Source organism: Rhodococcus sp. ACT016, assembly GCF_050477185.1.
Taxonomy (GTDB): Bacteria; Actinomycetota; Actinomycetes; order Mycobacteriales; family Mycobacteriaceae; genus Prescottella.
The window spans coordinates 3,448,654-3,471,683 of the sequence record NZ_JBEAET010000001.1 but is presented as its reverse complement, the minus strand read 5'-3'; the positions used below and the strand labels follow the sequence as shown (position 1 = coordinate 3,471,683).

Annotated in this window: 25 protein-coding genes; 10 read left to right on the top strand and 15 right to left on the bottom strand. The window is 69.1% G+C overall.

Going from position 1 to position 23,030, the window contains the following annotated elements; genetic code table 11:
- Positions 1-9: 9 nt before the first annotated feature.
- Positions 10-1,296, top strand: a complete 1,287-nt coding sequence (locus ACQ5DX_RS15965) for an NADH:flavin oxidoreductase (RefSeq protein WP_430333518.1) — start codon at positions 10-12, stop codon at positions 1,294-1,296.
- A 75-nt stretch (positions 1,297-1,371) separates the two neighbouring features.
- Here the strand turns inward: ACQ5DX_RS15965 and ACQ5DX_RS15960 are convergent, their stop codons facing one another.
- From ACQ5DX_RS15960 to aroA, 3 genes are all read right to left on the bottom strand, one after another.
- Positions 1,372-3,402: a CocE/NonD family hydrolase gene (locus tag ACQ5DX_RS15960; protein ID WP_430333517.1), complete on the bottom strand. Its 2,031-nt coding sequence runs from the start codon at positions 3,400-3,402 to the stop codon at positions 1,372-1,374.
- A gap of 98 nt (positions 3,403-3,500) precedes the next feature.
- Positions 3,501-4,544 carry a ribosome small subunit-dependent GTPase A gene (rsgA, locus tag ACQ5DX_RS15955; RefSeq protein ID WP_430333516.1) on the bottom strand — a complete coding sequence of 348 codons (1,044 nt, stop codon included), beginning with the start codon at positions 4,542-4,544 and terminating at the stop codon, positions 3,501-3,503.
- Positions 4,490-5,818: a 3-phosphoshikimate 1-carboxyvinyltransferase gene (aroA, locus tag ACQ5DX_RS15950; RefSeq protein ID WP_430333515.1), complete on the bottom strand. Its 1,329-nt coding sequence runs from the start codon at positions 5,816-5,818 to the stop codon at positions 4,490-4,492. Before aroA ends, rsgA begins: the two co-directional genes overlap by 55 nt.
- A 99-nt stretch (positions 5,819-5,917) precedes the next feature.
- Here aroA and ACQ5DX_RS15945 point away from each other — a divergent pair, with 99 nt between their 5' ends.
- On the top strand, positions 5,918-6,676 hold the full coding sequence (locus tag ACQ5DX_RS15945; protein ID WP_430333514.1) for an SOS response-associated peptidase: 759 nt from the start codon (positions 5,918-5,920) through the stop codon (positions 6,674-6,676).
- Here ACQ5DX_RS15945 and ACQ5DX_RS15940 read toward each other — a convergent pair.
- Positions 6,663-7,679 carry an LLM class flavin-dependent oxidoreductase gene (locus tag ACQ5DX_RS15940; RefSeq protein ID WP_430333513.1) on the bottom strand — a complete coding sequence of 339 codons (1,017 nt, stop codon included), beginning with the start codon at positions 7,677-7,679 and terminating at the stop codon, positions 6,663-6,665. The two genes, ACQ5DX_RS15945 and ACQ5DX_RS15940, sit on opposite strands and share 14 nt — an antisense overlap.
- A 102-nt stretch (positions 7,680-7,781) precedes the next feature.
- Positions 7,782-8,276: a Cys-tRNA(Pro) deacylase gene (gene ybaK, locus ACQ5DX_RS15935; RefSeq protein ID WP_430333512.1), complete on the bottom strand. Its 495-nt coding sequence runs from the start codon at positions 8,274-8,276 to the stop codon at positions 7,782-7,784.
- Between the two features lie 207 nt (positions 8,277-8,483).
- Here ybaK and ACQ5DX_RS15930 point away from each other — a divergent pair, with 207 nt between their 5' ends.
- Together ACQ5DX_RS15930 and rsrA are read left to right on the top strand one after the other, a co-directional pair.
- Positions 8,484-9,185, top strand: a complete 702-nt coding sequence (locus ACQ5DX_RS15930) for a sigma-70 family RNA polymerase sigma factor (RefSeq protein WP_430333511.1) — start codon at positions 8,484-8,486, stop codon at positions 9,183-9,185.
- On the top strand, positions 9,182-9,481 hold the full coding sequence (gene rsrA, locus ACQ5DX_RS15925; RefSeq protein WP_430333510.1) for a mycothiol system anti-sigma-R factor: 300 nt from the start codon (positions 9,182-9,184) through the stop codon (positions 9,479-9,481). The genes ACQ5DX_RS15930 and rsrA overlap by 4 nt, the downstream gene beginning before the upstream one ends.
- 84 nt (positions 9,482-9,565) lie before the next feature.
- Here the strand turns inward: rsrA and ACQ5DX_RS15920 are convergent, their stop codons facing one another.
- Complete coding sequence (locus ACQ5DX_RS15920; RefSeq protein WP_022597109.1) at positions 9,566-9,640, bottom strand: 50S ribosomal protein bL37; 75 nt, start codon at positions 9,638-9,640, stop codon at positions 9,566-9,568.
- A 108-nt stretch (positions 9,641-9,748) separates the two neighbouring features.
- On the opposite strand from ACQ5DX_RS15920, the gene ACQ5DX_RS15915 reads away from it, so the two are divergent.
- Both ACQ5DX_RS15915 and ACQ5DX_RS15910 read left to right on the top strand, forming a co-directional pair.
- A complete protein-coding gene (locus ACQ5DX_RS15915; protein ID WP_430333509.1) occupies positions 9,749-9,964 on the top strand; it encodes a biotin/lipoyl-binding carrier protein in 216 nt (71 codons plus the stop codon).
- 29 nt (positions 9,965-9,993) lie between these two features.
- Positions 9,994-11,496: a sensor histidine kinase gene (locus ACQ5DX_RS15910; RefSeq protein ID WP_430333508.1), complete on the top strand. Its 1,503-nt coding sequence runs from the start codon at positions 9,994-9,996 to the stop codon at positions 11,494-11,496.
- Between the two features lie 89 nt (positions 11,497-11,585).
- On the opposite strand, the gene ACQ5DX_RS15905 is transcribed toward ACQ5DX_RS15910, so the two are convergent.
- Positions 11,586-11,840 carry a WhiB family transcriptional regulator gene (locus ACQ5DX_RS15905; protein ID WP_127914467.1) on the bottom strand — a complete coding sequence of 85 codons (255 nt, stop codon included), beginning with the start codon at positions 11,838-11,840 and terminating at the stop codon, positions 11,586-11,588.
- A gap of 316 nt (positions 11,841-12,156) precedes the next feature.
- Complete coding sequence (locus ACQ5DX_RS15900; RefSeq protein WP_430333507.1) at positions 12,157-13,113, bottom strand: diacylglycerol/lipid kinase family protein; 957 nt, start codon at positions 13,111-13,113, stop codon at positions 12,157-12,159.
- Positions 13,114-13,158: 45 nt separating this feature from the next.
- Here ACQ5DX_RS15900 and ACQ5DX_RS15895 point away from each other — a divergent pair, with 45 nt between their 5' ends.
- A complete protein-coding gene (locus tag ACQ5DX_RS15895; protein ID WP_430333506.1) occupies positions 13,159-13,584 on the top strand; it encodes a hypothetical protein in 426 nt (141 codons plus the stop codon).
- A 13-nt stretch (positions 13,585-13,597) separates the two neighbouring features.
- Here ACQ5DX_RS15895 and ACQ5DX_RS15890 read toward each other — a convergent pair whose 3' ends face one another.
- A complete protein-coding gene (locus tag ACQ5DX_RS15890; RefSeq protein WP_430335699.1) occupies positions 13,598-14,092 on the bottom strand; it encodes an N-acetyltransferase family protein in 495 nt (164 codons plus the stop codon).
- A gap of 23 nt (positions 14,093-14,115) precedes the next feature.
- The gene (locus ACQ5DX_RS15885; RefSeq protein WP_430333505.1) at positions 14,116-14,718 is read right to left on the bottom strand and encodes an acid phosphatase; all 603 of its coding nucleotides are present in this window, start codon (positions 14,716-14,718) and stop codon (positions 14,116-14,118) included.
- A 66-nt stretch (positions 14,719-14,784) separates the two neighbouring features.
- Between ACQ5DX_RS15885 and ACQ5DX_RS15880 the strand changes: the two genes are divergently transcribed.
- On the top strand, positions 14,785-15,588 hold the full coding sequence (locus ACQ5DX_RS15880) for a ParA family protein (protein ID WP_430333504.1): 804 nt from the start codon (positions 14,785-14,787) through the stop codon (positions 15,586-15,588).
- A gap of 12 nt (positions 15,589-15,600) precedes the next feature.
- Here the strand turns inward: ACQ5DX_RS15880 and ACQ5DX_RS15875 are convergent, their stop codons facing one another.
- Genes ACQ5DX_RS15875 through ACQ5DX_RS15860 form a run of 4 tightly spaced genes read right to left on the bottom strand, consistent with a single transcriptional unit; the run spans position 15,601 to position 20,641 of the window.
- A complete protein-coding gene (locus ACQ5DX_RS15875) occupies positions 15,601-16,836 on the bottom strand; it encodes an amidohydrolase (RefSeq protein WP_430333503.1) in 1,236 nt (411 codons plus the stop codon).
- A 58-nt stretch (positions 16,837-16,894) separates the two neighbouring features.
- Complete coding sequence (locus tag ACQ5DX_RS15870; protein ID WP_430333502.1) at positions 16,895-17,719, bottom strand: SDR family oxidoreductase; 825 nt, start codon at positions 17,717-17,719, stop codon at positions 16,895-16,897.
- Between the two features lie 57 nt (positions 17,720-17,776).
- Positions 17,777-18,985 (bottom strand): Rv3212 family protein, encoded by a 1,209-nt coding sequence (locus ACQ5DX_RS15865; RefSeq protein ID WP_430333501.1) that lies wholly within the window; start codon positions 18,983-18,985, stop codon positions 17,777-17,779.
- 30 nt (positions 18,986-19,015) lie between these two features.
- Positions 19,016-20,641 carry a DEAD/DEAH box helicase gene (locus ACQ5DX_RS15860; protein ID WP_430335698.1) on the bottom strand — a complete coding sequence of 542 codons (1,626 nt, stop codon included), beginning with the start codon at positions 20,639-20,641 and terminating at the stop codon, positions 19,016-19,018.
- 378 nt (positions 20,642-21,019) lie between these two features.
- Between ACQ5DX_RS15860 and ACQ5DX_RS15855 the strand changes: the two genes are divergently transcribed.
- Complete coding sequence (locus tag ACQ5DX_RS15855) at positions 21,020-21,700, top strand: ferritin-like fold-containing protein (protein ID WP_430333500.1); 681 nt, start codon at positions 21,020-21,022, stop codon at positions 21,698-21,700.
- Between the two features lie 112 nt (positions 21,701-21,812).
- Positions 21,813-22,040 (top strand): DUF3107 domain-containing protein, encoded by a 228-nt coding sequence (locus ACQ5DX_RS15850; RefSeq protein ID WP_430333499.1) that lies wholly within the window; start codon positions 21,813-21,815, stop codon positions 22,038-22,040.
- Positions 22,041-22,109: 69 nt separating this feature from the next.
- Here the strand turns inward: ACQ5DX_RS15850 and ACQ5DX_RS15845 are convergent, their stop codons facing one another.
- Entirely contained in the window at positions 22,110-22,781 is a 672-nt protein-coding gene (locus tag ACQ5DX_RS15845) for a TetR/AcrR family transcriptional regulator (protein WP_430333498.1), read from the bottom strand.
- Between the last annotated feature and the right edge of the window lie 249 nt (positions 22,782-23,030).

The window sequence follows — 23,030 nt, the reverse complement described above, 5'->3', positions numbered from 1 at the left end:
GGGCGACTCATGACCATCGCAGGACTACCCACCGACACGGTGTCGGTGACCCCGGACCCGTTCGCCCCCGCGACCCTGGGACCGGTTCGACTCCGTAACCGCATCATCAAGGCCGCCACGTCGGAGGGACGGTCCCCCGAGGGACTCGTCACGGACGACCTGATCGACTTCCATCTCGGCTTCGTTCGGGGCGGCGTCGGCATGACCACGGTCGCGTACTGCTGTGTCGCTTCCGAAGGAGCCAGCGCGCCCGGACAGATCCTGATGAGCCGCAAGGCCCTGCCGGGTCTGCGACGGCTGACCGACGCGATCCATGACGCGGGCGGTGCCATCGCCGCCCAGCTCGGTCACGCCGGTGTGGTGGCGTCGAAGAAGATCACCGGCGTGACGGCGATGTCGCCGAGCCGGGTGATCAACCCGTCGTCGCTCGAATACTGTCGGGAGATCACCGCATCGGAGATTCGCCGCGTCATCGACCAGTTCGGCGAGGCGGCCGAGATCGCCGTCGAGGCGGGGTTCGACGCGGTAGAGCTGCACTTCGGTCACCTCTACCTGCCGAGCTCGTTCCTGAGCCCACTTCTCAACCGCCGCAAGGACGAATACGGCGGCACCATCGACAACCGGTCCCGGCTGGTGCGGGAGATCGCACAGCGGGTGAGGGAGGTTGTCGGCGACCGGATCGCGGTCACCGCCAAGATCAGCATGGACGACGGGATCCGCGGCAGCATCTGGCTCTCCGAGTCCCTGCGGACTGTGCAACTCCTCGATCAGGACCGCAACCTCGACGCCATCGAGCTGACCCAGGGGTCGTCGTTCTTCAAGCAGATGTACCTCTTCCGCGGTGACGTCCCCGTCGACGAGTTCGCGGCCGTGATGAAGGAGCCGTTCAAGACCGGCGTCCGGTTGTTCGGCAAGCGGGCGCTGGGCACCTACCCGTACGAGGACCTGTACATGCTCGAATCGGCCCGCCAGTTCGTTCCGGTCGTGGCGAACACGCAACTGATCCTGTTGGGCGGCATCAACAACTACGACCACATCGCGACCGGTATGCGTGAGGGCTTCGGCTTCGTCGCAATGGGCCGCGCGCTGCTGCGGGAGCCGGACCTGATGAATCGGATCAAGGCCGACCACACCGTCTCCGGTCGCTGCAATCACAACAACAAGTGCATGTACACCGTGTACGGGCGCACCCACTGCGTGCTCGACCCGGACAGCACCCACGGCGCGGCCGGGTCCGCCGCGTCCACCTCGTTCACCGCGGACCGGTCGAAGGAACTGCCGATCACGCCCGCGTGATCCGACGCGCGCAGACAGCGCCACGCCCGCCCCGAAAATCGAGGCGGGCGTGGCGCGTTCGAGGTCGGGTGACCGTTACCAACCGGCGTTGCCGACGACCGGGACGTTGACGAAACTCGGGTTCGCCGGATCGATCAGCAGCCGCTGCGGTTTCAGGCCCGTCGCTTCCAGGTCCGGCAGCATCGGCAGGTACCGCGGGAAGCTCGCGGCCGCGACGTCCACGCGCAGCCGGTGGCCCGGCGCCAGCTTCACCTCGGTGCCGTTCAGGCCGATGTCGAGAACCAACGGCACCCCCGGTGTGACGGCGTGCTTGGTGTCCGCGTGCAGGTCCGCGACCGGAACGGTGTACGCGCCGGACGCGTCCTTCACGCTCTTCGACTCGTCGAGCGTGCTCCGGGACGAGAGCAGTGCGCCGTTCGTGACGACGGTCGAACGGCCGTCGGGGGCGACGTCGTTGACCGTGACGGACCAGAATCCGTCCGGGGCGTCGGTGGTGGTGAGCAGATGCACGGCGATCGGTCCGGAGATCTCGGTCGCCTCGGTGACCGGCCCGGTCGTGAACGTCAACGCTTCGGCCTCGGCGAAGCGCGCGTCCTGCGTGCAGGCCGAACCGAGGATGGCGCCGAATCCGGCGGTGCCCTGCGCGGTGTCGCGCGAGCACGCCGCGCGCAGGCCGGGCGCGACGCTGTGCGTGCTCGCGGTGGCCGGTGCCGCCGTGGCCAGCGAGCCGTCGACCAGGGCGTGCGGCGCCGACCCCGACGGTGTCCCGTTCAGGTAGAGGCGTTGGTACTCGGCGCCCGCGCGCGGGAACTGCGACGCGGTGATCCAGCCGCCGCCCTGCTGGTACAGGGTGGCCGGACCGTAGCGGTCGATGCCGTTGTCGATTCCCTTGAGCCACTTGTCGAACCACGCGCGCTCGAGGACGTCCAGGCGCGGCGGCGCCCCCTCCTTGCCGTGTCCCAGGCCCGGGTTGAGGTGATAGCCGTTCCCCATCAGCAGCTGCTTCTGGCCGGCCGGCAACTGCAGGCGGTCGAAGATGCGGGACTCGCCGCGACCGAAGATGTCGTGCCAACCGCCGGTGACGAAGGTGGGGACCTGGATGCGCTCGATGTCGGCATTGCGGACGTCGTAGAACGCCCCGTCGTTCGCGGCGTCACCGCCCCCGTCGAGGAGGGCGTCGAACATCTGCGGGAACATCACCGCGGGGTCGGCCAGCCGCTCGGCGAGCCACTGGGGATCGAAGTCGCCGCGCAGCAGCGAGTCGATCGGTGCGAACTTGAGTCCGTTGACCGCGACCAGCCACGCCGGCATGAACCCGGCACCGACAGCGCCGCCGGTCGCGACGATCTCGCGCGCCAGGTCCTCGGACGGCTCGACGGGGAAGATTGCCTTCAATCCCTGCGGTCGCTTGTCGGCGGCGTGCAGGCTGTTGATCGCGGAGTACGAGACGCCGGCCATGCCGAATCGACCGTCCGACCACGGCTGCGAGCGCGCCCAGTCGAACACCTCGACGGTGTCCTGCTGCTCGCGGGCGCCCAGGACGTCCCACACGCCTTCGGAGTAGCCGGTGCCGCGGACGTCCACGACCACCTGCACGTAGCCGTTCTGCACGAGATTGCGATTGACGCCGAACGTGCGCAGCAGTCCGCCACCCAGCCCGCCGGTCAGTTCGGTGAGCCCGTCGAACGGTGTCCCGGACAGGTCGGCAGCACCGAGTTGCTCCAGCGCCTGCCCGAGCACCGGATTCGCGCTCGCGGCGTCGGCCAGGGCCGGGACGAGGCGCGTGTACGGCGTGACGTTGAAGATCGTCGGCAGCTCGGCGTCGACCGCGGTGCCGGACGCGTCGGCCGGTCGGAAGACGCTCGCCCGGAGCACGACACCGTCGCTCATCCGGATCGGGACGTCCGCGTCGACCGTGATGCCCGGGTACTGGTTCGGTCCGTCCGTCGTGGCCGTCCAAGCCTGCCCGGCGGCGCCGCCGGTGGGGTCGGCCGACGCGACCGGCGGCCCACCGGTGAGTCCGATCACGACCGCTGTGGTGGCGGCAAGTGCGGCGGTGCCTCGGCGCCGGCGCAGGCCCGGACGCGGGTGCAGCAGGGTTCGCAAAGTGTCCTCCCCGGTTCGACGACTGACGAATCAGTGATCCGGAGCACACCCTAATACTTGTTACCCGAAAGTAGTTACTACGGGTATCAGATACTTGCTCAGGCCCAGGACTCGTTCGACATCAGCGCGACCAGCAGTCGCCGAACTGCCTCGACGCGGCCCGCGGACTTGCCCTCGAGCTTGTCGAGTGCGCATTCCGGGTCGGCCGGCGGGCCCAGATGAGTGCATCCGCGAGGGCAGTCCTCGGCGGCCGCCGCGAGGTCGGTGAAGGCGTCCACGACGTTCTCGGGGGAGATGTGCGCGAGCCCGAACGACCGGATGCCCGGGGTGTCGACCACCCAGCCCCCGCCCGGCAGCGGCAGCGCCACCGACTGCGTGGACGTGTGCCGGCCCTTGCCGACGCCCGACACCACGCCCGTCGCCCGGTCCGCGTCGGGCACCAGACGGTTGACCATCGTCGACTTGCCGACGCCCGAGTGGCCGATGAGCGCAGTCAGACGGCCCTCGAGAATCTCCGTCACCGGCTCGATCGGATCGTCCCGCCCGGCGACGACGACCGGGATGTCGAGATCGGCGAACGTCGCGGCGAACTCGTCCGGCGTCGCCAGATCGCTCTTCGTCAGGCACAGGATCGGTTTCAGCCCGCCCACGTAGGCGGCGACGAGCGCGCGCTCGACGAACCCGGTGCGCGGTGGCGGGTCCGCCAGGGCGACGACGATCAGCAACTGCTCCGCGTTGGCGACGACGATCCGCTCGAACGGGTCGGTGTCGTCCGCGGTGCGTCGCAGCACGGTCTCCCGGTCCGCGACACGCACGATGCGGGCGAGGGTGTCCGGCTTGCCCGACAGGTCGCCGACGACACTCACCTTGTCGCCCACCACGATCGGGGTGCGGCCGAGTTCCCGGGCCCGCATGGTGACGACGGGTCGGTCCGGGTCACCGCCCAGCACGACGCCCCAGCGGCCCCGGTCCTTCGAGACGACCATGCCCTCCGCGGCGTCGGCGTGCTCGGGCCGGTTCTTGGTCCGTGGACGCGACCCCTTGCCCGGGCGGATCCGGACGTCGGACTCGTCGTACTGCCGGCGGCTCAGGACAGCGCCCCCTGCTCGGCGGAGGTGGACTCGCTCAGCATTGCGGCCCACAGGTTCTCGAACCCGGGCAGTGTCTTCGCGGTGGTGCCTACGTCCTGGATGTCGACGCCGTCGACGACCAGGCCGATGATCGCGCCGGCCGTCGCCATGCGGTGATCGGCGTACGAGTGCCACTGACCGCCGTGCAGCGGGCGCGGTTCGATGCGCAGGCCGTCGTCGGTCTCGGTGACCGCGCCGCCGAGCTTGTTGATCTCGGTGGCGAGTGCGGCCAGTCGGTCCGTCTCGTGGCCGCGCAGGTGCGCGATGCCGCGCAGCACCGACGGGCCGTCCGCCAGCGCCGCCAGGGCAGCGACGGTGGGAGTGAGCTCGCCGATGTCGTGCAGGTCGATGTCGATGCCGCGCAACGACTTCGGTCCGGTGACGGTGAGGGTGCCGACGGCGCCTTCCGAGAGTCGGACGTCGGCGCCCATGTCGGTGAGGATGCCGCGGATCGCGTCACCGGGCTGCGTGGTGCGCGACGGCCACAGCGGCACCCTCACGGTGCCTCCGGTCACCGCGGCCGCGGCGAGAAACGCCGTCGCGTTCGACAGGTCCGGCTCGATCACCCAGTCCACCGGGTCGACCTTGCCCGGCAGCACCTTCCACGTGTCGGCGTCGCCGCTCTCGCCGGGGGTGTGGACGGTGACGCCGGCGTCGCGCAGCATCTCGACGGTCATGTCGATGTGCGGCATCGACGGCAGCGAGCCGCCCTGGTGGCGGACGGTGACACCCTCGTCGAAACGGGCCGCGGACAACAGCAGACCGGAGACGAACTGCGACGAGCCCGACGCGTCGATCGTGACGGTGCCGCCGCGCAGTGCGCCGTGACCGTGGACGGTGAAGGGGAGCGCGTCGCCGTCGATGTCGGCGCCCAGCCCCCGCAGGGCCTCGAGGATCGTGCCGAGCGGGCGGGTGCGTGCCTGCTCGTCACCGTCGACGGCGACCGTGCCCTCGGCGAGCGCGGCCACGGGCGGCAGGAAGCGCATCACCGTGCCGGCGAGACCGCAGTCGACGGCGCCGCCGGTCATGGGGCCCGGGGCGACCCGCAGCGTGGTGCCGGTCGCAGCGTCGGGCGTCGCGGTGATCGAGATGCCGAGTGCCTGCAGGCCCCGGATCATCAGGTCGGTGTCGCGGCTGCGCAGCGCGCCGGTGATCGTGGACGGGCCGGAGGCGAGGGCCGCGAGGATCAGCGCCCGGTTGGTGATCGACTTCGATCCGGGCAGCGTCACCGACGCATCCACGGGGGCTTCGGCTCGGGGCGCTCTCCACAGGCTCTCACGACTCACCCGTCCATCTTCGCCTATGCGTGGGCCGTGCGTGCCAGGCGTGCCAGCATGGAGGGGACGGTCACTCGGTCGGGGACCGGGAGAGGACGGTTACGAGGCATGTGCGGCAGGTACGCGACCACAGCCGACCCCGCGACGCTCGCGGTCGAGTTGGATGCGCTGAACGAGACCGGCGAGTTGGGTGGACCCGACTCCGCGGACTACAACGTCGCGCCCACGACGCAGGTGCTCACCGTCGTCGCACGTCACGACCGCGGCGACGACGACAGCCCGGTGTGGCGCCGGATCCGCCGCATGCGCTGGGGGCTGGTCCCGTCGTACGCGACCGAGCCAGGCAAGGGTGCGCCGCTGTTCAACGCCCGCTCCGAGACCGTCGCCACCAAGGCCGCGTTCAAGACGTCGCTGCGGTTCAAGCGCTGCCTGGTCCCGATGGACGGTTGGTACGAATGGCAGACCGAACCCACGGCGGACGGCAAGGCGTCGAAGGTGCCGTACTACATGTCGCGCGGTGACGGACAGCGGATGTTCATGGCCGGCCTGTGGGCGGTGTGGCACGACCCCAAGGCGCCAACGTCGCAGCCGCTGCTGAGCACCACGATCCTCACGACCGACTCGGTGGATCAGCTCGCGAACGTCCACGACCGGATGCCGCTGATCCTGCCGCCCGACCGGTGGGACGCCTGGCTCGACCCCGACAGCCTCGGGCACCCCGATCTCATCCGCCCCAGCCTGGAATCCGTCGCCGCCGTCGAGATCCGACGCGTGTCGCCCAAGGTCAACAGCGTCCGCAACAACGGGGCGGACCTGCTGACACCCGATACCGGAGACCGGGCCGGGGAGCAGATCAGCCTGCTGTGACCGCCGTCCGCGACGCCAGGCCGGTGACGTCGGCGACCAGTTCGAGCGACCGCATCCACGCCGCCCGCTCGGTGGCCGACGACACGACCATCAGCTCGTCGGCGCCGGTCTGCTCGACGAACCGGTCCAGGTAGTCACGCACCACCGCCGGGGTGCCGACCGCGGTGTAGCGGACCATCGCGAGCACCTGCCGGCCGGCGGGCGAGTCGAGGATCATGTCGGCTTCCTCCGGCGTGAACGTCCGTCCCCGCCCCACGAACAGCCCCACCCGCTTGCGCTTGGTCTCCAGGAACTGCCGCTCCGCCTCGTCCTCGGTGTCGGCGGCGATCACGTTGACCGCCGCGATCACGTACGGCTCGGCGAGCTGCGCCGACGGCCGGAACTCGCGGCGGTAGATCTCGAGCGCGTCGAGCAGCGCGCCCGGGGCGAAGTGCGACGCGAACGCGTACGGCAGCCCCAACGCGGCGGCCAGCCGGGCACCGAACAGTGACGAACCCAGGATGTACAGCGGGACGTCGGTGCCCTTGCCGGGCGTCGCCTCCACCCCCGGGATGCGCGACGGGCCGGTCAGATAGCCCTGCAGTTCGAGCACGTCCTGCGGGAACGACTCCGCGGAACTCGGATCACGGCGCAGCGCGCGCATGGTCTGCTGATCGCTGCCCGGCGCCCGGCCCAGCCCCAGGTCGATGCGACCCGGGTGCAGTTCGGCGAGCGTGCCGAACTGCTCGGCGATCGTGAGCGGCGCGTGGTTGGGCAGCATGATGCCGCCCGAACCCAGCCGGATCCGCTCGGTGTTGGCGGCGATGTGCGCGATCAGCACACTCGTCGCCGACGACGCGATCGCCGACATGTTGTGGTGCTCGGCGTACCAGATCCGGTGGTAGCCCCAGCGTTCCGCGTTCCGGGCCATCTCCACGCTGGCCCGGAAGCTGTCCGCGGGGGTTTCGTCCGTGCCGACCTGGGCGAGGTCGAGGATCGACAGGGGAGTGGAGAAGGCAGTCACGCCGAACACCGTCTTTCGTTCGTCGAAGATTCGTCTCAGTGGGCAACAGCCGCGCCCGCGCGCAGATTCCGCGCCGGGTCAGCTGGGTATCCGACAGCCAGCTCAGCCGGCGGTGATCTCGGCGACCGCCGCGCCCGTCAGCCGCACCAACTCCTGCGGCGCCACCTCGATCTCGAGGCCTCGACGCCCGGCGCTGCACAGCACCCGGTCCCACGTCAGGGCCGACGCGTCGATCACGGTCGGCAGTCGCTTGCGCTGGCCGAGCGGCGAGATGCCACCCAGGACGTAGCCGGTGGAGCGCTCGGCATCGGCCTGCTCGGCCATGACGGCCTTGCTCGCACCCACCGCGGCCGCCGCCGCCTTCAACGACAGCTTCGACGGCACCGGCAGCACCGCGACGGCGAGCTTGCCCGAGTCCGTCTTGATCACGAGCGTCTTGAAGATCTGCGCGGGCTCCACCCCGACGTGACCTGCCAGCGAGTCGACGGCCTCGTCGCCGTACGACGCCGCCCGCGCGTCGTGGTCGTAGCTGTGGATGCGGTGCGCCACCTTCTCCTTGTCGAGCAGCTTCGTTGCGGGAGTCGAGGTTCCGGCCATGACGTCGACTCTAGGACGGCGTCGAGGACACGCCCGGGTCGAGGTCGCGTGCACGTCGGCGCCGCGCTCGGGAACAGACGACGCGCGCGGACTGTTGAACCCTGCCGAAAGCTGCGTGAGGGAAGGGAGTGGTTCGTGCCGGTCTTGTGTGCAGAACGTGTTCGTCCGGCTGTCCCCGGCGAGACGCGTCCGGGTCTCGTGCCCGCGATGGCGGTAGCCTTGACGCTTACGGCAAGCGAAGGGATCAGCGTGCGAGGCGACCACGAACCTGGGGACCGCCCCGAGGGTGACAGGCCGGAGCCCGACGATCAGCTGACCGAGCGGTTCGAGCGCGATGCGCTACCGCTCCTCGACCAGCTGTACGGTGCGGCGCTGCGCATGACGCGCAACCCGGCCGACGCGGAGGACCTGGTTCAGGAGACGTACGTCAAGGCGTACTCGGCGTTCCGTTCCTTCAAAGAGGGGACCAACCTCAAGGCCTGGCTCTACCGCATCCTCACGAACACCTACATCAACTCGTACCGCAAGAAGCAGCGGCAGCCGGCGCAGTACCCGACGGACGAGATCACCGACTGGCAGCTGGCGGCAACGGCCGAGCACACGTCGACGGGCCTGCGTTCGGCCGAGGTCGAGGCACTCGACGCCCTGCCCGACGACGACATCAAGGCGGCGTTGCAGGAGCTCCCGGAGGAATTCCGGATGGCGGTGTACTACGCCGACGTCGAGGGATTCCCGTACAAGGAGATCGCCGAGATCATGGGTACGCCCATCGGCACCGTGATGTCGCGGCTGCATCGCGGGCGTAAGCAACTGCGCGGCCTGCTCGCCGATGTCGCGCGGGAACGTGGATTCAACCGCACACCTGCTAAGCAGGTCGGCAAGACAGCGGAGCAGGAGGTTACCCGGTGACGGGGGAGAACGAATTCGAGCAGTTGGATTGCTCGGCGGTGCTCGCCGACGTGTGGTTGCTGCTCGACCGCGAGTGCGACGAGCATTCCCGCGCGCGGATCGAGCGGCACCTCGAGGACTGCGGCGCGTGCTTCGAGGCCTACGGCATCGAGGAGAAGATCAAGAGCCTCATCGGTCGGAAGTGCGGAGGCGAACACGCCCCGGCTGGGCTGCGCGAGCGGCTCTCGATCGAGATCCGCCGCACCGTCATCCTCACCGAGACCGAGTTGGTTTCCGACCGCGAGTCGGACGACTAGACGCCCCGACAGGAGCGTCCGTGAACGAGATCAGGGGCCGGCGAGCGCAGTGCTCGCCGGCCCCTGATTCCGTCTGTACGCGTCTCAGGCGTTGGGACGCTTGCCATGGTTGGCGGCGTTGCCCTTGCGGCTGCGCTTCTTACGACCACGCTTACCCATGAGTAGCTCCTTCTCTGTTCGAACTCGGGTTCGTCCTAGTGTTTCACGTGTGGTTGGCTGTGGTTCCATTGGCTGGTCCGCAACCGTCCACGAAGAGTGAGGTGTCAGGTGGCAGAAGATGTGCGCGCCGAGATGGTTTCGACCGTCTACCAGGTCGTTGTGCGTGAAGGCGAAGAGGTGACCGAGGGCGACACCCTGGTGATCCTCGAGTCGATGAAGATGGAGATCCCGGTTCTCGCGGAGGTCGCCGGCAAGGTCACGTCCGTGGACGTGAACGTCGGAGACGTCATCCAGCAGGGCGACCTGATCGCCACCATCAGCTGATCTGACAAGAGCGATTCGGAGCCTGGCACATGTCGACACTGAGCGACCTGCTCGCCGAGCACACCGACCTCCCCGGAAACGCGGTCGATCACCTACAGCAGGTGGTCGGTGAATGGCAGCTGCTCGCGGACCTGTCCTTCGCCGACGTCCTGCTGTGGGTGGCGACCGAGAGCACCGCCGGCTCCGAGCCGCTCACCGTCGTATGTGTCGCCCAGTGCCGCCCCACGACGGCATCCACGGCGTTCCCCGACGATGCGGTCGGCTCGGTGGTCTCCGAATCGGAGCATCCGCAGGTCCTCAGGGCACTCCTCGAAGGCGAGATCGTGACCGAGGTCGATCATGCGTGGCGAGGGGGGACGCCGCTGCGCCGAGAGGCCGTCCCCGTGCGGTGCGACGGTGAGGTGATCGCGGTCCTGAGCCGCGATACCAACCTGGCGCAGCAGCGGGCCCAGAGCCCGCTCGAGCTCGCATACCTCGACTGCGCGGCCGACCTGTGCCAAATGATCAGCGAGGGAACGTTTCCCAACCCGGACTCCCGTTCGGACACCAATTCCAGCCCACGGGCCGGGGACGGCTTCATTCGTCTCGACCCCGAGGGCCGGGTGGTGTACGCGAGTCCCAATGCGCTGTCGGCGTACCACCGGATGGGCCTGAACACCGACCTGGTCGGACAGGATCTCGCATCCACCACCCGGGCGCTCATCACCGATCCGTTCGAGTCGAAGGAAGTCGCCGACTACATCAGCGGCACCCTGGCGGGACGGCTGGGGCACCGCATGGAGGTGGAGGCCCGCGGTGCGATCGTGCTGCTTCGGGCGCTGGTGCTCAAGCCCCACGGCAAGGTCGTCGGCGCCGCCGTCGTCATCCGCGACGTCACCGAGGTCAAGCGGCGCGACCGCGCCCTGCTGAGCAAGGACGCGACGATCCGCGAGATCCACCACCGGGTCAAGAACAATCTTCAGACGGTCGCGGCGCTGCTGCGCCTGCAGGCCCGCCGCACCGACAACGAGGAAGCGCGTCAGGCGCTCAGCGAGTCGGTCCGCCGCGTCACGTCCATCGCACTGGTCCACGAGACGTTGTCGATGTCGGTGGACGAAGAGGTCGACCTCGACGAGGTGGTCGATCGCCTCGTCCCGATCCTCGCCGACGTCGCGGCGGTCAACATGCCCATCAAGATCAAGCGCGAGGGCACACTCGGGGTGTTCTCGGCCGAACGGGCGACTCCGCTGGTCATGGTGCTCACCGAATTGGTGCAGAACGCGATCGAGCACGCTTTCGACCCGGGCCGGTCCGGCACCGTGTACCTGCGAGCGGATCGGTCGGCCCGCTGGCTCGATGTCGTCATCCACGACGACGGCCGCGGCCTGCCCGACGGCTTCAGTCTCGAGAAGTCCGACCGTTTGGGGCTGCAGATCGTCCGCACGCTCGTCGACGCGGAACTGGGGGGATCGCTGGGCCTGCACCCGTCTCCGGACGGGGGCACCGACGCGGTTCTGCGGGTCCCGCTCGGTCGGCGCGCGCCGCGGCCCTGATCACGGCCCGCGACGAGCCCGCGACCGGTTCGTGAAACGACGAAGGCCCGGCACCGTGAGGTGCCGGGCCTTCGTCCTGAACTGAAGGATCAGACTGCGGTGCGCGCGCGGGTGCGGGCGTTGCGGCGCTTGAGGGCGCGACGCTCGTCCTCGCTCATGCCGCCCCAGACGCCGGCGTCCTGACCGGACTCGAGAGCCCACGACAGGCACTCCGCGGTCACGGGGCACCGGTTGCACACCACCTTGGCATCAGCGATCTGCGCGAGAGCCGGGCCGCTGTTTCCCACGGGGAAGAACAGTTCGGGGTCCTCGTCGCGGCAGATTGCCTTGTGGCGCCAGTCCATTCTTCTACTCCTTAACTGGGTGCGCCGTGCACCGTTATGTATTCGCAAGTTCATGGGTGCTTACTTGGAAGTTTCAGCACTGTTACTTGTGAATGCTTTCACGAACCAGGGGGAAGTCAATAGAAATCGACCGCACCGTGGGGAAGCTCACTCGGTTAGGTTGCCCTATGTGGCCCGTCGTCCTTTCTACACCCACCTGGGGGTTTGTGCACCCCATCTGGGCAAATTGGTCACCGTTCGTTGTCGAACGATCGCTCGGGCGGTCCCAACCGGACGTTCGATTCAGTGAGACCGGGCGGACGCGAGGGGTGTGCGCTCAGTGTGCCGCCGGCGCGACAACCGTGAGTGCGTCGGGAACGGCGGTGAATGTCACATCGGTTCGGAGGCCTATATAGTCGCCGTCCATTTGAAGTCCGATAGGTGCACTGGCGTGGATACGGATTTGCCGAACGTCGTCGAAACGAATCAATGAATGTGATTTCGGCGATAATCCGGCCGTAAGTAGTTGACGAACGACGCGCAAGCTGGCAAAGACGCGCATCGTCCGCATCGCGAAGAGACCGAGCCCGGTGTCGAAGCTCGTGGCCGGATTCGTGTGCACCTCACGCCTGTTCAGATACGTCCACGGGGTCGAGTTCGACACGAACGCGTAGTGCACGCCGTCGATGGCTTCCTGATCGGGGAGTTCGATCGTCAGCGTCGGCTCCTCCCGCTTGGCGCGGAAGAAGGCGCGGACGGCGTGCCGGACGTAGCGTCCGGGCGTGACAGCCTGGCCATTGCTGCGACCGCGGTCGACCGCCTCGCACACCTGCGCGTCGAGGCCCATTCCGGCATTGAAGGTGAACCAGCGGTTGTCGCAGTGGCCGAGCCCGATCGTCCGGCTGCGGCGCAGCGCCAGCAGGTCGATCAGCTGATTCGTGGCATCCACGGGATCGGGGGCGATGCCCAGCGATCGCGCGAACACGTTCGCCGAGCCGCCGGGCACGACCGCGACCAGTGGGATCGGTCCGGCCGGAACGGATCGCATCGACTTCGGGTGCGGCTCGCCGAGTAGTCCGTTGATCACCTCGTTCACGGTGCCGTCGCCGCCGTGGACGATGATCAGCGCGACGCTGTCGACCCGTGCTTGCGCGGCCAGTTCCGCGGCGTGTCCGCGGTGGGTGGTGTGCGCCACGGTCAACCGCACCCGGCTCGACAAGGCGTGTGCGAGAAGGTCACGACCCGACGGTGTGGTCGAGGTGGCGTTGGGGTTGACGATCAGCAGCGCGCGCACGGGGCATCAGCCTAGCCGGGTCCCGCCGGTGTATAGGCTGGCTGCGTGTCGAACCAGCCTGTACCCGCCCCGACTCCCAGCACGGTCCGGCGAGCCGGCGCACTCGTGTCTCTCGAGGGGGCGGTTGCCGTAGGCTTCGCGATCTTCCTGGTGGTGCGGGGTCTACTCGGCTACGACCAGAGCGTGACCAGCGGCTACGGCACCGCCTTGTGGTTCGCGATCCTCGGCGGCGCAGTGCTGGCCGCAGGCATCGGTCTCATTCTCGGACAGCGGTGGGGCCGCACGATCGCGCTCATGGCGCAGCTGCTCCTGCTCCCCGTCACGTGGTACGTGCTCACGTCGCATCGGTGGGTCTGGGGCGTCGTGCTCGGTGCGGTGGTGATTGCCGCGCTGGTGATGTTGTTCGCGGGCAGTACATCTCGCTGGATGGCCGAGGCCTACGGTGCCCCCGACGCCCCCGACGAGGAATGAACGCCGGAACCGGTTACCGCGCGCGGGTGGCGAGGGCCGCTAGCGGGTCCCCACTGAGCCGATAGGTCGTCCACTCGTCCTGCGCGACCGCGTCGAGCGATTCGTAGAAGCCGATCGACGGTGTGTTCCAGTTCAGCACCGACCAGGCCAGACGCGTGTACCCCTTCGTGACGCACTCCTCGGCGAGCGTCGCCAACAGTGCCGTGCCGTAGCCCGCGCCGCGATGATCGGGTGTCACGTACAGATCCTCGAGATAGATGCCGTGGACGCCGTCCCACGTCGAGAAGTTGCGGAACCAGATCGCCGTCCCGACGACGTGCGGGCTCGGATCGTCCGGCGTGGTGACCTCGACGACGTGCGCGAAGACCGCAGGCTCCGGGCCGAACAGGGCGGCCTCGATCTGCTCGGGCACCACCGTGCACTCGTGCCGCGCCTTCTCGTACTCGGCGAGTTCGTAGATCAGGCCGGTGATCGCGGCGGCGTCGGCGGGCGTCGCGCGGCGGATGATCGCGTTCTTCTCGGACAGGGTGTTCACTCGGTACCTACCTTCGGGGTCACGTTGTGGGTGACGATCGTGCGGAACCCGTGCTCGTAGCTCAGGACCGTATGGGCGGCGGGGGAGAGCAGGACACGGCGGCCCTCGGACACCGGTTGCTCGATCCAGCGGGCGATCACGGCGCGGAAGAAGTGGCCGTGGCCGACCAGCACGACGTCGCGGTCCGCGAGCGCGGCCTCGCACGTGTGCACCACCATGTCGGCGCGAGAGGTGACCATGTCGTGGGTCTCGCCGCCCGGGCACGGGTGGGTCCACACCGTCCAGTGCGGAATCCGTTCGCGGATCTCGGGTGTGGTCAGTCCCTCGAGTTCGCCGTAGTCCCACTCCGACAGCGCGTCCCACCGGTGATCGTCGCTCAGCCCGGCGAGTGCCGCGGTGACATGTGCACGTCGACGTGGACTGGTCACCACCAGCGGGTCGCGTAGGTCGAGCGCGGCCAGCAGCGGCCCGGCGGCGCGGGCCTGCTCGGTTCCGCGCTCGGTGAGCGGAACCTCGGTGGTACCGGTGTGCCGACCGAGACGCGCCCACTCGGTCTCCCCGTGACGGAGCAGGACGAGCCGGCGGTCGGGTGAGGTCATGGATTCATCATGCCGGGCGCGACGGAATCCTCGCGCTCCGGCCTCGAGTACGCAAGGATCTAGGCCGTGACGACGGTACTGGCTGTAGCGAATCAAAAGGGTGGGGTGGCCAAGACCACGACGGTCGCTTCGCTGGGGGCGGCGCTCGTGGGCCTGGGCCAGCAGGTGCTGGTGGTGGACCTCGACCCCCAGGGATGTCTGACATTCTCGTTGGGGCACAACCCCGATCGGATCGAGACGTCTGTGCACGACGTCCTGGTGGGGGATGTTCCGGCGACGGACGTGCTGATCCGCACCGACGAGGGCGTGACATTGCTGCCCGCGACGATCGACCTCGCGGGCTCGGAGGCACTGCTGCTGATGCGCCCGGGGCGGGAGTTCACGCTCAAGCGTGCGCTCGCGCCGCTGCTCGACGACTTCGACGTCGTCGTCATCGACTGTCCGCCGTCGTTGGGGGTGCTCACCCTCAACGGGCTGACCGCGGCGCAGCAGGTGCTGGTGCCGCTGCAGTGCGAGACGTTGGCGCACCGCGGGGTGGGGCAGTTGCTCCGCACGGTGTCCGAGGTGCAGCAGATCACCAACCCGGACCTCGTGCTGCTGGGCGCGCTCCCGACGCTCTACGACCCGCGGACGACGCACAGCCGCGACGTGCTGTCCGACGTCTCGGATCGCTACGACCTCCCGGTCCTCGCGCCGCCGATCCCGCGGACCGTCCGGTTCGCCGAGGCGTCGGCGTCGGGCGCCACCGTGCTCGCGGGCCGCAAGAACAAGGGCGCCGAAGCGTACCGTGAACTGGCGCACCATCTTTCGTCCTACTGGAGTGGAGGTGCCGAATTGGTCACCTACTCGCCGTGGGAGGGAACGGCCTGAGCCCGAGGCGGGTCAGTTCAGCCACTCGCGGGCCGCGGTCACCAGCGCCGCGACACCCGTCGTGATCGTCGGCTCGATCACCGGCGCGTAGCGCGGGGAGTGGTTCGGTGGCAGGTCCGGTGCGGTGCCGGACGCCGCAGCTCTCGTGAAGACGTCCGGGTCGGCGCCGCCGAAGAACCAGAAGCACAGCGGCGCCCCGGATGCGGTCGCGAAGTCGCCGACGTCCTCGCTCGCGGGTGCCGGGCCCGGGTCGACCACGTTGGTGTCACCGAACCGTTTCCGTAGTGCGGCTACCGTTCGGGCCACCGCGGCGTCGTCGTTGACCGTCACCGGGAACGAATCGATCGGGGAGATCTCGGGCTTGCGTGGGGCGTCGGACGCCTGCGCCTCGGCCTCGACGATGCGCGAGATGCTGTCGAGCACGCGCGTGCGCACGTCCGGTGCGTACGTACGCACGTTGAGTTGCAGTTCGGCGTGGTCGGGGATGACGTTGGCCTTGGTGCCGGCCCGGATCGATCCGACGGTCAGCACGACGGTGTCGGTCGCCGCGACGGTCCGTGACACCACGGTCTGCAGTCGCATCACCGTCGCCGCCGCCATGACCACGGGGTCGACGGACCGCTCCGGCATCGATCCGTGCGACCCGGTGCCGTGCAGGCGCACCCGCAGCGAGTCGGCACCCGCCAGCGCGACCCCCGGATGCGCCGCGAGCATTCCGGCCGGCAGCGGTCCGACGTGCTGGCCGAGGACCACGTCGGGCGTGCCGAACCGCTCGAACAGCCCGTCGTCGATCATCGCCCGGGCACCCGAGCCCACCTCCTCGGCGGGCTGGAACACCGCCATCACCGTGCCCTGCCACGAATCCTTGTCGCGCATCAGTACTTCCAGTGCGCCGAGCAGGCACGTCACGTGCATGTCGTGCCCGCACGCGTGCGCGACCGGGACCTCCTCACCGCCGGGTCCGGTGGCGCGGACGGTGCTCGCGTACGGCAGCCCGGTCTGTTCCTCGACCGGCAGGGCGTCCATGTCGGCCCGCAGCAGGACGGTGGGGCCGTCCCCGTTGCGGATCATGCCGACGACACCGGTCCGTCCCACGCCCGCGGTCGCGTCGATTCCGAGTTCGACGAGTCTCTCCGCGATCCGGCCGGCGGTGCGCGTCTCGTCGAACGACAGCTCGGGATGCGCGTGCAGGTCGCGGTAGAAGTCGGCGAGCCACGCCGCGGTGGGGGACGAATCGCTGGAGCCCATGACGCAACCTCGTTCGGTCGGTGACGGTATCCAGTCCAGCGTAGAACCGTGATCCGCGTCAGCCCGTGAAATGGCGAGCGAGATCCTCGTGTGTCGGCTCCCATACCTTGGGCCAATCGGCCTGCCGCAGAAGGGCGTCGGTGCCGCCGTCGGCGAACACGACGCTGCCGCACAGCAGCGACGCGGCGTCACTGGTGAGGAACTGGATGAGCGCGGCGATCTCTTCCGGTCGGCCGCGGCGCCCCAGCGGCACCGGGTAGAAGTCGAGGGCCTTGGCCAGTTCCGGGTCCAGGTCAGGGCCCGACGTCATCGGGGTGTCGACGATGCCGGGCGCGACGGCGTTGAGTCGGATACCGGCGCCGATCCACCCGGGAGTGACGGCCTGTCGCCGCACCCACCGCGCGAGCGCGAGTTTCGACGCCGGGTAAGCGGGGATCGGACCCACCTCGTCGCCTAGCGCCGCCGCGGTCTCCTCGGGGCCGTCCAGGCAGGCGGTCACCAGGCTCTCGGGAATCCCGGGCTGGGTGCTGGTGCTGCTCGACGAGATCGCAACCGCGTAGGCGCGTTCGGCGCGGGCCAGGGTGGGGCGGAGTTCCTCGAGGAAGTCGACGACTCCGAAGTAGTTGACCGACACCAGTTTTCCACCGGTGTGCGACGACAGCGGGCCCACGCCGGCGCAGCAGATCGCGGCGTCGAGGCTGCCGCCGGTCGCATCGATCGCCGCGGCGGCCGCCTGCTTGCGACCCTCGGGGGTGGACAGGTCTGCGATGATCTCGGTGCCCGTCAGGTCGACGCCGACGACGTAGTTGCCGGAGCGGCGGAGCAGATCGGCGGTGGCGGCTCCGATTCCGGACGCGGCACCGGTGACGACGATGTTGGCCATGGGTCGCATTCGACCACGTCGCGGCGGGGAGGTCGGGCGTTTCGCCCACTTTCCGGGTCAGCGGAGGGCGAACACCTGGTCGCCGCGCTGCTCGAGCACGACGTCGCCGAGGACCGTGGTCGCGATCGGCGCGGTCTCGTCGTCGCGCGCGACGGGAATCCGGCGCTGCTCCATCCCGTTGGTCGGATCGACGACGGCGATGCCACCGGGCACCGGCACGAGCAGCGATCCCGCCATGATCGCGCCCGGTCCCGACGCCCCGGACATCGTCCAGCGGGGTGCAAGCTCACTCGTGGACAGTGCAATCAGTTCGGTGCCGGTCCACCACGTGAACACCCCACCGTTACGGGCGGCGGTGGCGTCGGCGCTGACCGGTCCGGCCACCGGGTACGAGGCGACCTCGCCACCGGTGCCGTCGTAGACGGCGATCCGCGCGCCGCCGAGGGGACTGGCGGGCAGATACAGCGCGGTGCGGTCGCCGGACGCCGCGATGAGCCGGGTGCCGGGGGCGTCGGCGGCACCGACGAGATTCGACCCGGTCTCCTTCGGTTCCTGATTGTCCTTGGGCACGGCGTCGAGCACGCTGAGCCGGTCGCCCGCCTCGCCGGGGCAGCGCATCAGCACCGAGATCCGGGTGCCACCGGCGGCCGCGGACGACAGCTCGCACCCGGTACGCGGCTGCTTGCCGGGATTGACGGGGGCGTCCACCCGTCCGAACTCGAGGGTGCGCACCAGGTCCGAGCGCCACACCTCCATGCGCTCCGACCCACGGGAGACCACGTACGTGCCGTCGTACGACAGCGTCACCGCGTCATCGGCGTCGCTCGAGCGCTGCGCCTTGCGCTCACCGGTCGCGCCGTCGAGCTGGGTGACCTGGCTGCAGCCACGCTGGTCGCGGTAGACGGCGACCACCGTGTTCCACGCGCCGATGGCCCCGCACAGCGGCATGTCCCGTTGATAGCGCCACAACTCGGCACCGGTGAGCCGGTCGCGGCCGGTGACGGTGCCGCCGTCCGCCGTTGCGACCGCCCCGCCGGCGACGACGGGTGCGGCCGTGACAGGACTGTCGGCGTGCCAGATCTCGGTGAGGGTCTCGGGCACCGACAGCGCGGTACCCGCTTCGGGTGCGGGCGTGTTCGCGGTCACCGAGGTGGTGCCCCGAGCGTCGCTGCGGGTCCAGATCGCGGTCACGGCCACCGCGACGACGATCGCGATGACCGCGGCGACCGCGACGTCCAGGCGGGTACGACGCTCGGGTGCCAGCACAGGTGGCAGATTACCCGGACCGGCTCGGTGCTACTCGGACGCGGCCGCGACGCTCACCGTCTCGGCGTCGGCCGAGGCGGCGGTGTTCGCGCCGGAGCGGCGGCGACGGCGCCGGCGACGCGGTGCGGCCGGCTGGTCCTCGGACGCCGGGCCCGTGGCGGGCGCGGCGTCGGTGGCTTCCGGCTTCTCGGCTGCGACGGTCGTGTCGTCGGTCGCCTTGCCGGCGCGGGTGCGGCGGCGGACCCGATCACGCTTCGGCGCGGACTTCTCGCGGGTCTCGGACGACGCGTCGGCGTCCTTCGCCGGACGCTCGGCACGCGGCTTGCGGATCGTGCCCTTGGCGTCGGTCGGGATGCCCAGGTCCTCGTACAGGTGCGGCGAGCTCGAGTACGTCTCGACCGGGTCCGCGGCACCGAGTTCGAGGGCCTTGTCGATCAGCTGCCAGCGCGGGACGTCGTCCCAGTCCACCAGGGTGATCGCGGTGCCGGTGCGACCGGCGCGACCGGTGCGGCCGATGCGGTGCACGTAGGTCTTCTCGTCCTCGGGGCACTGGTAGTTGATGACGTGCGTGACGTCGTCGATGTCGATGCCGCGGGCCGCGACGTCGGTCGCGACGAGGACGTCGACGCTGCCGTTGCGGAACGCCTTGAGCGCCTTCTCGCGGGCGATCTGGCCGAGGTCGCCGTGCACGGCGCCGACCTTGAAGCCGCGCTCGTTCAGATCGTCGGCGACCTTCTGCGCGGTGCGCTTGGTGCGGGTGAAGATCATCGTCGCGCCGCGGCCGTCGGCCTGCAGGACGCGGGCGACCATCTCGGCCTTGTCCAGTGCGTGTGCGCGGTAGATGTGCTGCGTGGTGCGCTCGTGGACGGCGGACGAGTCCGGCTCCTCGGCGCGGATGTGCGTCGGCTGGGTCAGGAACGTGCGCGCGAGCGTGATGATCGGGCCCGGCATGGTGGCCGAGAAGAGCATCGTCTGGCGCTTGTCCGGGACCATGCCGAGGATGCGCTCGATGTCGGGCAGGAAGCCGAGGTCGAGCATCTCGTCGGCCTCGTCGAGGACCAGGACGCCGACCTTGCCGAGGATCAGGTGACCCTGGTTGGCGAGGTCCAGCAGGCGGCCCGGGGTGCCGACGATGACGTCGACGCCCTTGCGCAGCGCGTCGATCTGCTGCTCGTAGGGGCGGCCGCCGTAGATGGACAGCACTTCGAGCTTCTTCTTGCCGGACTTCAGGTACTTCGAGGCGTTCTCGAGGTCCTGGGTCACCTGGATGCACAGCTCACGGGTCGGCACGATCACCAGTGCGCGAGGCGTGCCGTCGAGGGGAGCGGTACCGGAGTCCGCGGTGGACACGCGGTGGAGGAGCGGAATGCCGAAGCCGAAGGTCTTGCCCATGCCGGTGCGCGCCTGACCGATGAGGTCGTCGCCGGCGAGTGCCAGCGGAAGCGTCAACTCCTGGATGGCGAAGGTGCGCTCGATGCCGATCTCGCCGAGTGCCTTGACGATCTCGTCGCGGACGCCGAGTGCGGCAAAGGTGGGAGCGCTGTGTGTGTCGTCCAACTGGGCGGACAGGGTGGTTTCGGTTGCAGCGTGGTTGCTGTCTTCGTGGTCGATCGTGATCTTGCTCAGGGAACTGGCCTTCCTCGTATCGGCACGCACGCACGAGGTAAGGGGCCAGGCCGTAAGTCGGCCGATGTCGATGCCCTCTTGCGTCGGTGCCACCGGGCCTTCTCGGCCACTGCATCAGCACGGAAACCGGTGTCGGTCTCGGCGAGCTACGGTGGGCGCCGTCGATCAGGTGCGCGCACATTATCTTCGGGATTCCGTATCGGTCTCGCGTCCGAATTGCTCGAATCGTCTCCGAATTCCAGTTCGGTGAGTCCGATCGGAAATCGTGAACCGCGTCTGAAACTACGGTCTCCCGTCGCAATTGTAACGGTCGAATGGTTCCAAACCTGCACCCATGGCGCAGATCACGATTCTCGCTGTGTGCGGTGGTCCGGGGCGGCCCCGCCGCACGGATTAGGCTGTGACCTCATGGGAGCCGATTCGCCAACGTCGTCCGTGCCGACCATCGCCGCCGATCACCCCGGCGTGGCAGAACTGTTCGCGGTTCTCGCCTACGGCGAGATCTCCGCGTTCTACCGGTTGGCGGAGGACGCCCAAATGGCCCCCACGCTGCAGGGACGCGTCGCGTTCGCGAGCATGGCGGCGGCCGAGATGTCGCACTTCGAGACGCTGCAGGAGGCGCTCACCGACCGTGGCGTGGAGATCTACTCCGCCATGGATCCGTTCGTGCGGGCGCTCGACGCCTACCACGCGTCCACCGATCCGTCGACGTGGCTCGAATCCCTCGTCAAGGCCTACGTCGGTGACGGCATCGCCGCCGACTTCTACCGCGAGATCGCACACTCGCTGGACCCCGTTGTCGGCGGCACCGTCCGCGAGGTGCTCGCCGAGGTCGGCCACTCCGAGTTCGTCGTCCAGGAAGTGCGCGCCGCCGTGACCGCGAGCAAGCAGGAGAAGGACCGCCTGATGCTGTGGGGGCGCCGCCTGCTCGGTGAGGCCATCACGCAGGCGCAGTTCGTGCTGGCCCAGCGCGAGGAACTCACCGACCTGGTGATGACCGCGACCGGCAGCCTCAACGGTGTCGCCGCGCTGTTCGACAACATGCAGGCCAAGCACGCCGAGCGCATGGCGGTGCTCGGGCTGGTCTGACACCGGCCCCGCTGTTCGCTCTCAGCACAGCGGTCGGACGGGCTGACGGGCCGGATGCTGCACTAACCTGGCCGAGACAGCTGAAAGCGCTCGGAGAGTTCGGAGGTTGGCCGTGGAGGTCAAGATCGGTGTTACTGACAGCCCGCGTGAGCTCGTCGTCAACAGCGCACAGTCGCCCGACGAGGTGGAGACGCTCGTGACGAACGCGCTCAGCGGCAAGGCGGACGGTGTTCTCTCGCTCGTCGACGACAAGGGGCGCAAGTTCCTCGTCCAGGCCAGCCGGATCACCTACGTGGAGCTCGGCCCGTCGGACAGCCGCAAGGTCGGTTTCACGAGCTAGAGCCGAGACGCCGAAAGGGCGCGCAGTCCGGGACTTCCCGGGACTGCGCGCCCTTTCGTATGTTCGGACCTACTTGGACTCGGCGTGCAGCGGCACATGCGACAGGCCGCCCCACGCGAGCGCGACCGTCGTGTCGACGGCCTCTTCCTTGGGGATCGGGCGCGCGGCCTCGAGCCAGTACCGGGCCGTGAACTGGCTGGTGCCGACGAGACCGACGGCCAGGATGCGGGCGCGGTACGGGTCGAGACCGGAGTCGTGGGCCACCAGGTCGAAGACCGCGTCCACGCACGCCTCGGTGGCCTGCTCGACGCGACGCGCCACCTGCGGCTCACCCATCAGGTCGGACTCGAACACGAGGCGGAAGCCCTGGGTATCGTTGTCGACGAAATCGAAGAACGCCTGCACGGCGGCCCGGACACGCTGCCTGTTGTCGGTGGTGGATCGCAGCGCCTGACGCACCCCCGAGATGAGGCTGTCGACGTAGCTCTGCAGCACCGCCACGTACAGTTCGAGCTTGCCGGGGAAGTGCTGGTAGAGCACCGGCTTGCTCACCCCGGCACACTCGGCGATCTCGTCCATGCCGGCGGCGTGGTAGCCGCGGCTGACGAAGACCTCGCTGGCTGCCGCGAGCAACTGAAGGCGCCGCGCGTCCCGGGGTAGCCGGGTGCTGCGGCGAGTGCCCTGACCGTTTGCGGTCGTGGCGGCGCGATCGGAGGTTGTCCGATCCGCGAGTTCAGTCATGTCGCTCCCAATCTGCACAAGAGCCCCGCTTCGTTCGGTGTCCGACGTCTCGCGAACACCTCGGGGCAAGATAAATCATTTGCACGATACCCGGGGGGTTCTCGATCGTATTCGTTGAACTGGCTCGTCCCCGGTCGAGGACGCGTCGCTGGACATGTGGCTGGACATGCCGCTGATAGCGAGTATTCCAGCTTCCCACCCCGAGCACCCGTGCGCGATCTCGAGCGGGCAGATTCCGGCAGGGCGGGT

What these genes read in the sequence shown, in the direction of transcription:
- ACQ5DX_RS15965 (WP_430333518.1), top strand. Translation starts at nt 10, where the DNA reads ATGACCATCGCAGGACTACCCACCGACACGGTGTCGGTGACCCCGGAC.
- ACQ5DX_RS15945 (WP_430333514.1), top strand. Translation starts at nt 5,918, where the DNA reads ATGTGCGGCAGGTACGCGACCACAGCCGACCCCGCGACGCTCGCGGTC.
- ybaK (WP_430333512.1), bottom strand. Translation starts at nt 8,276, where the DNA reads ATGGCCGGAACCTCGACTCCCGCAACGAAGCTGCTCGACAAGGAGAAG.
- ACQ5DX_RS15930 (WP_430333511.1), top strand. Translation starts at nt 8,484, where the DNA reads ATGGCGGTAGCCTTGACGCTTACGGCAAGCGAAGGGATCAGCGTGCGA.
- ACQ5DX_RS15910 (WP_430333508.1), top strand. Translation starts at nt 9,994, where the DNA reads ATGTCGACACTGAGCGACCTGCTCGCCGAGCACACCGACCTCCCCGGA.
- ACQ5DX_RS15905 (WP_127914467.1), bottom strand. Translation starts at nt 11,840, where the DNA reads ATGGACTGGCGCCACAAGGCAATCTGCCGCGACGAGGACCCCGAACTG.
- ACQ5DX_RS15885 (WP_430333505.1), bottom strand. Translation starts at nt 14,718, where the DNA reads ATGACCTCACCCGACCGCCGGCTCGTCCTGCTCCGTCACGGGGAGACC.
- ACQ5DX_RS15875 (WP_430333503.1), bottom strand. Translation starts at nt 16,836, where the DNA reads ATGGGCTCCAGCGATTCGTCCCCCACCGCGGCGTGGCTCGCCGACTTC.
- ACQ5DX_RS15870 (WP_430333502.1), bottom strand. Translation starts at nt 17,719, where the DNA reads ATGGCCAACATCGTCGTCACCGGTGCCGCGTCCGGAATCGGAGCCGCC.
- ACQ5DX_RS15855 (WP_430333500.1), top strand. Translation starts at nt 21,020, where the DNA reads ATGGGAGCCGATTCGCCAACGTCGTCCGTGCCGACCATCGCCGCCGAT.
- ACQ5DX_RS15845 (WP_430333498.1), bottom strand. Translation starts at nt 22,781, where the DNA reads ATGACTGAACTCGCGGATCGGACAACCTCCGATCGCGCCGCCACGACC.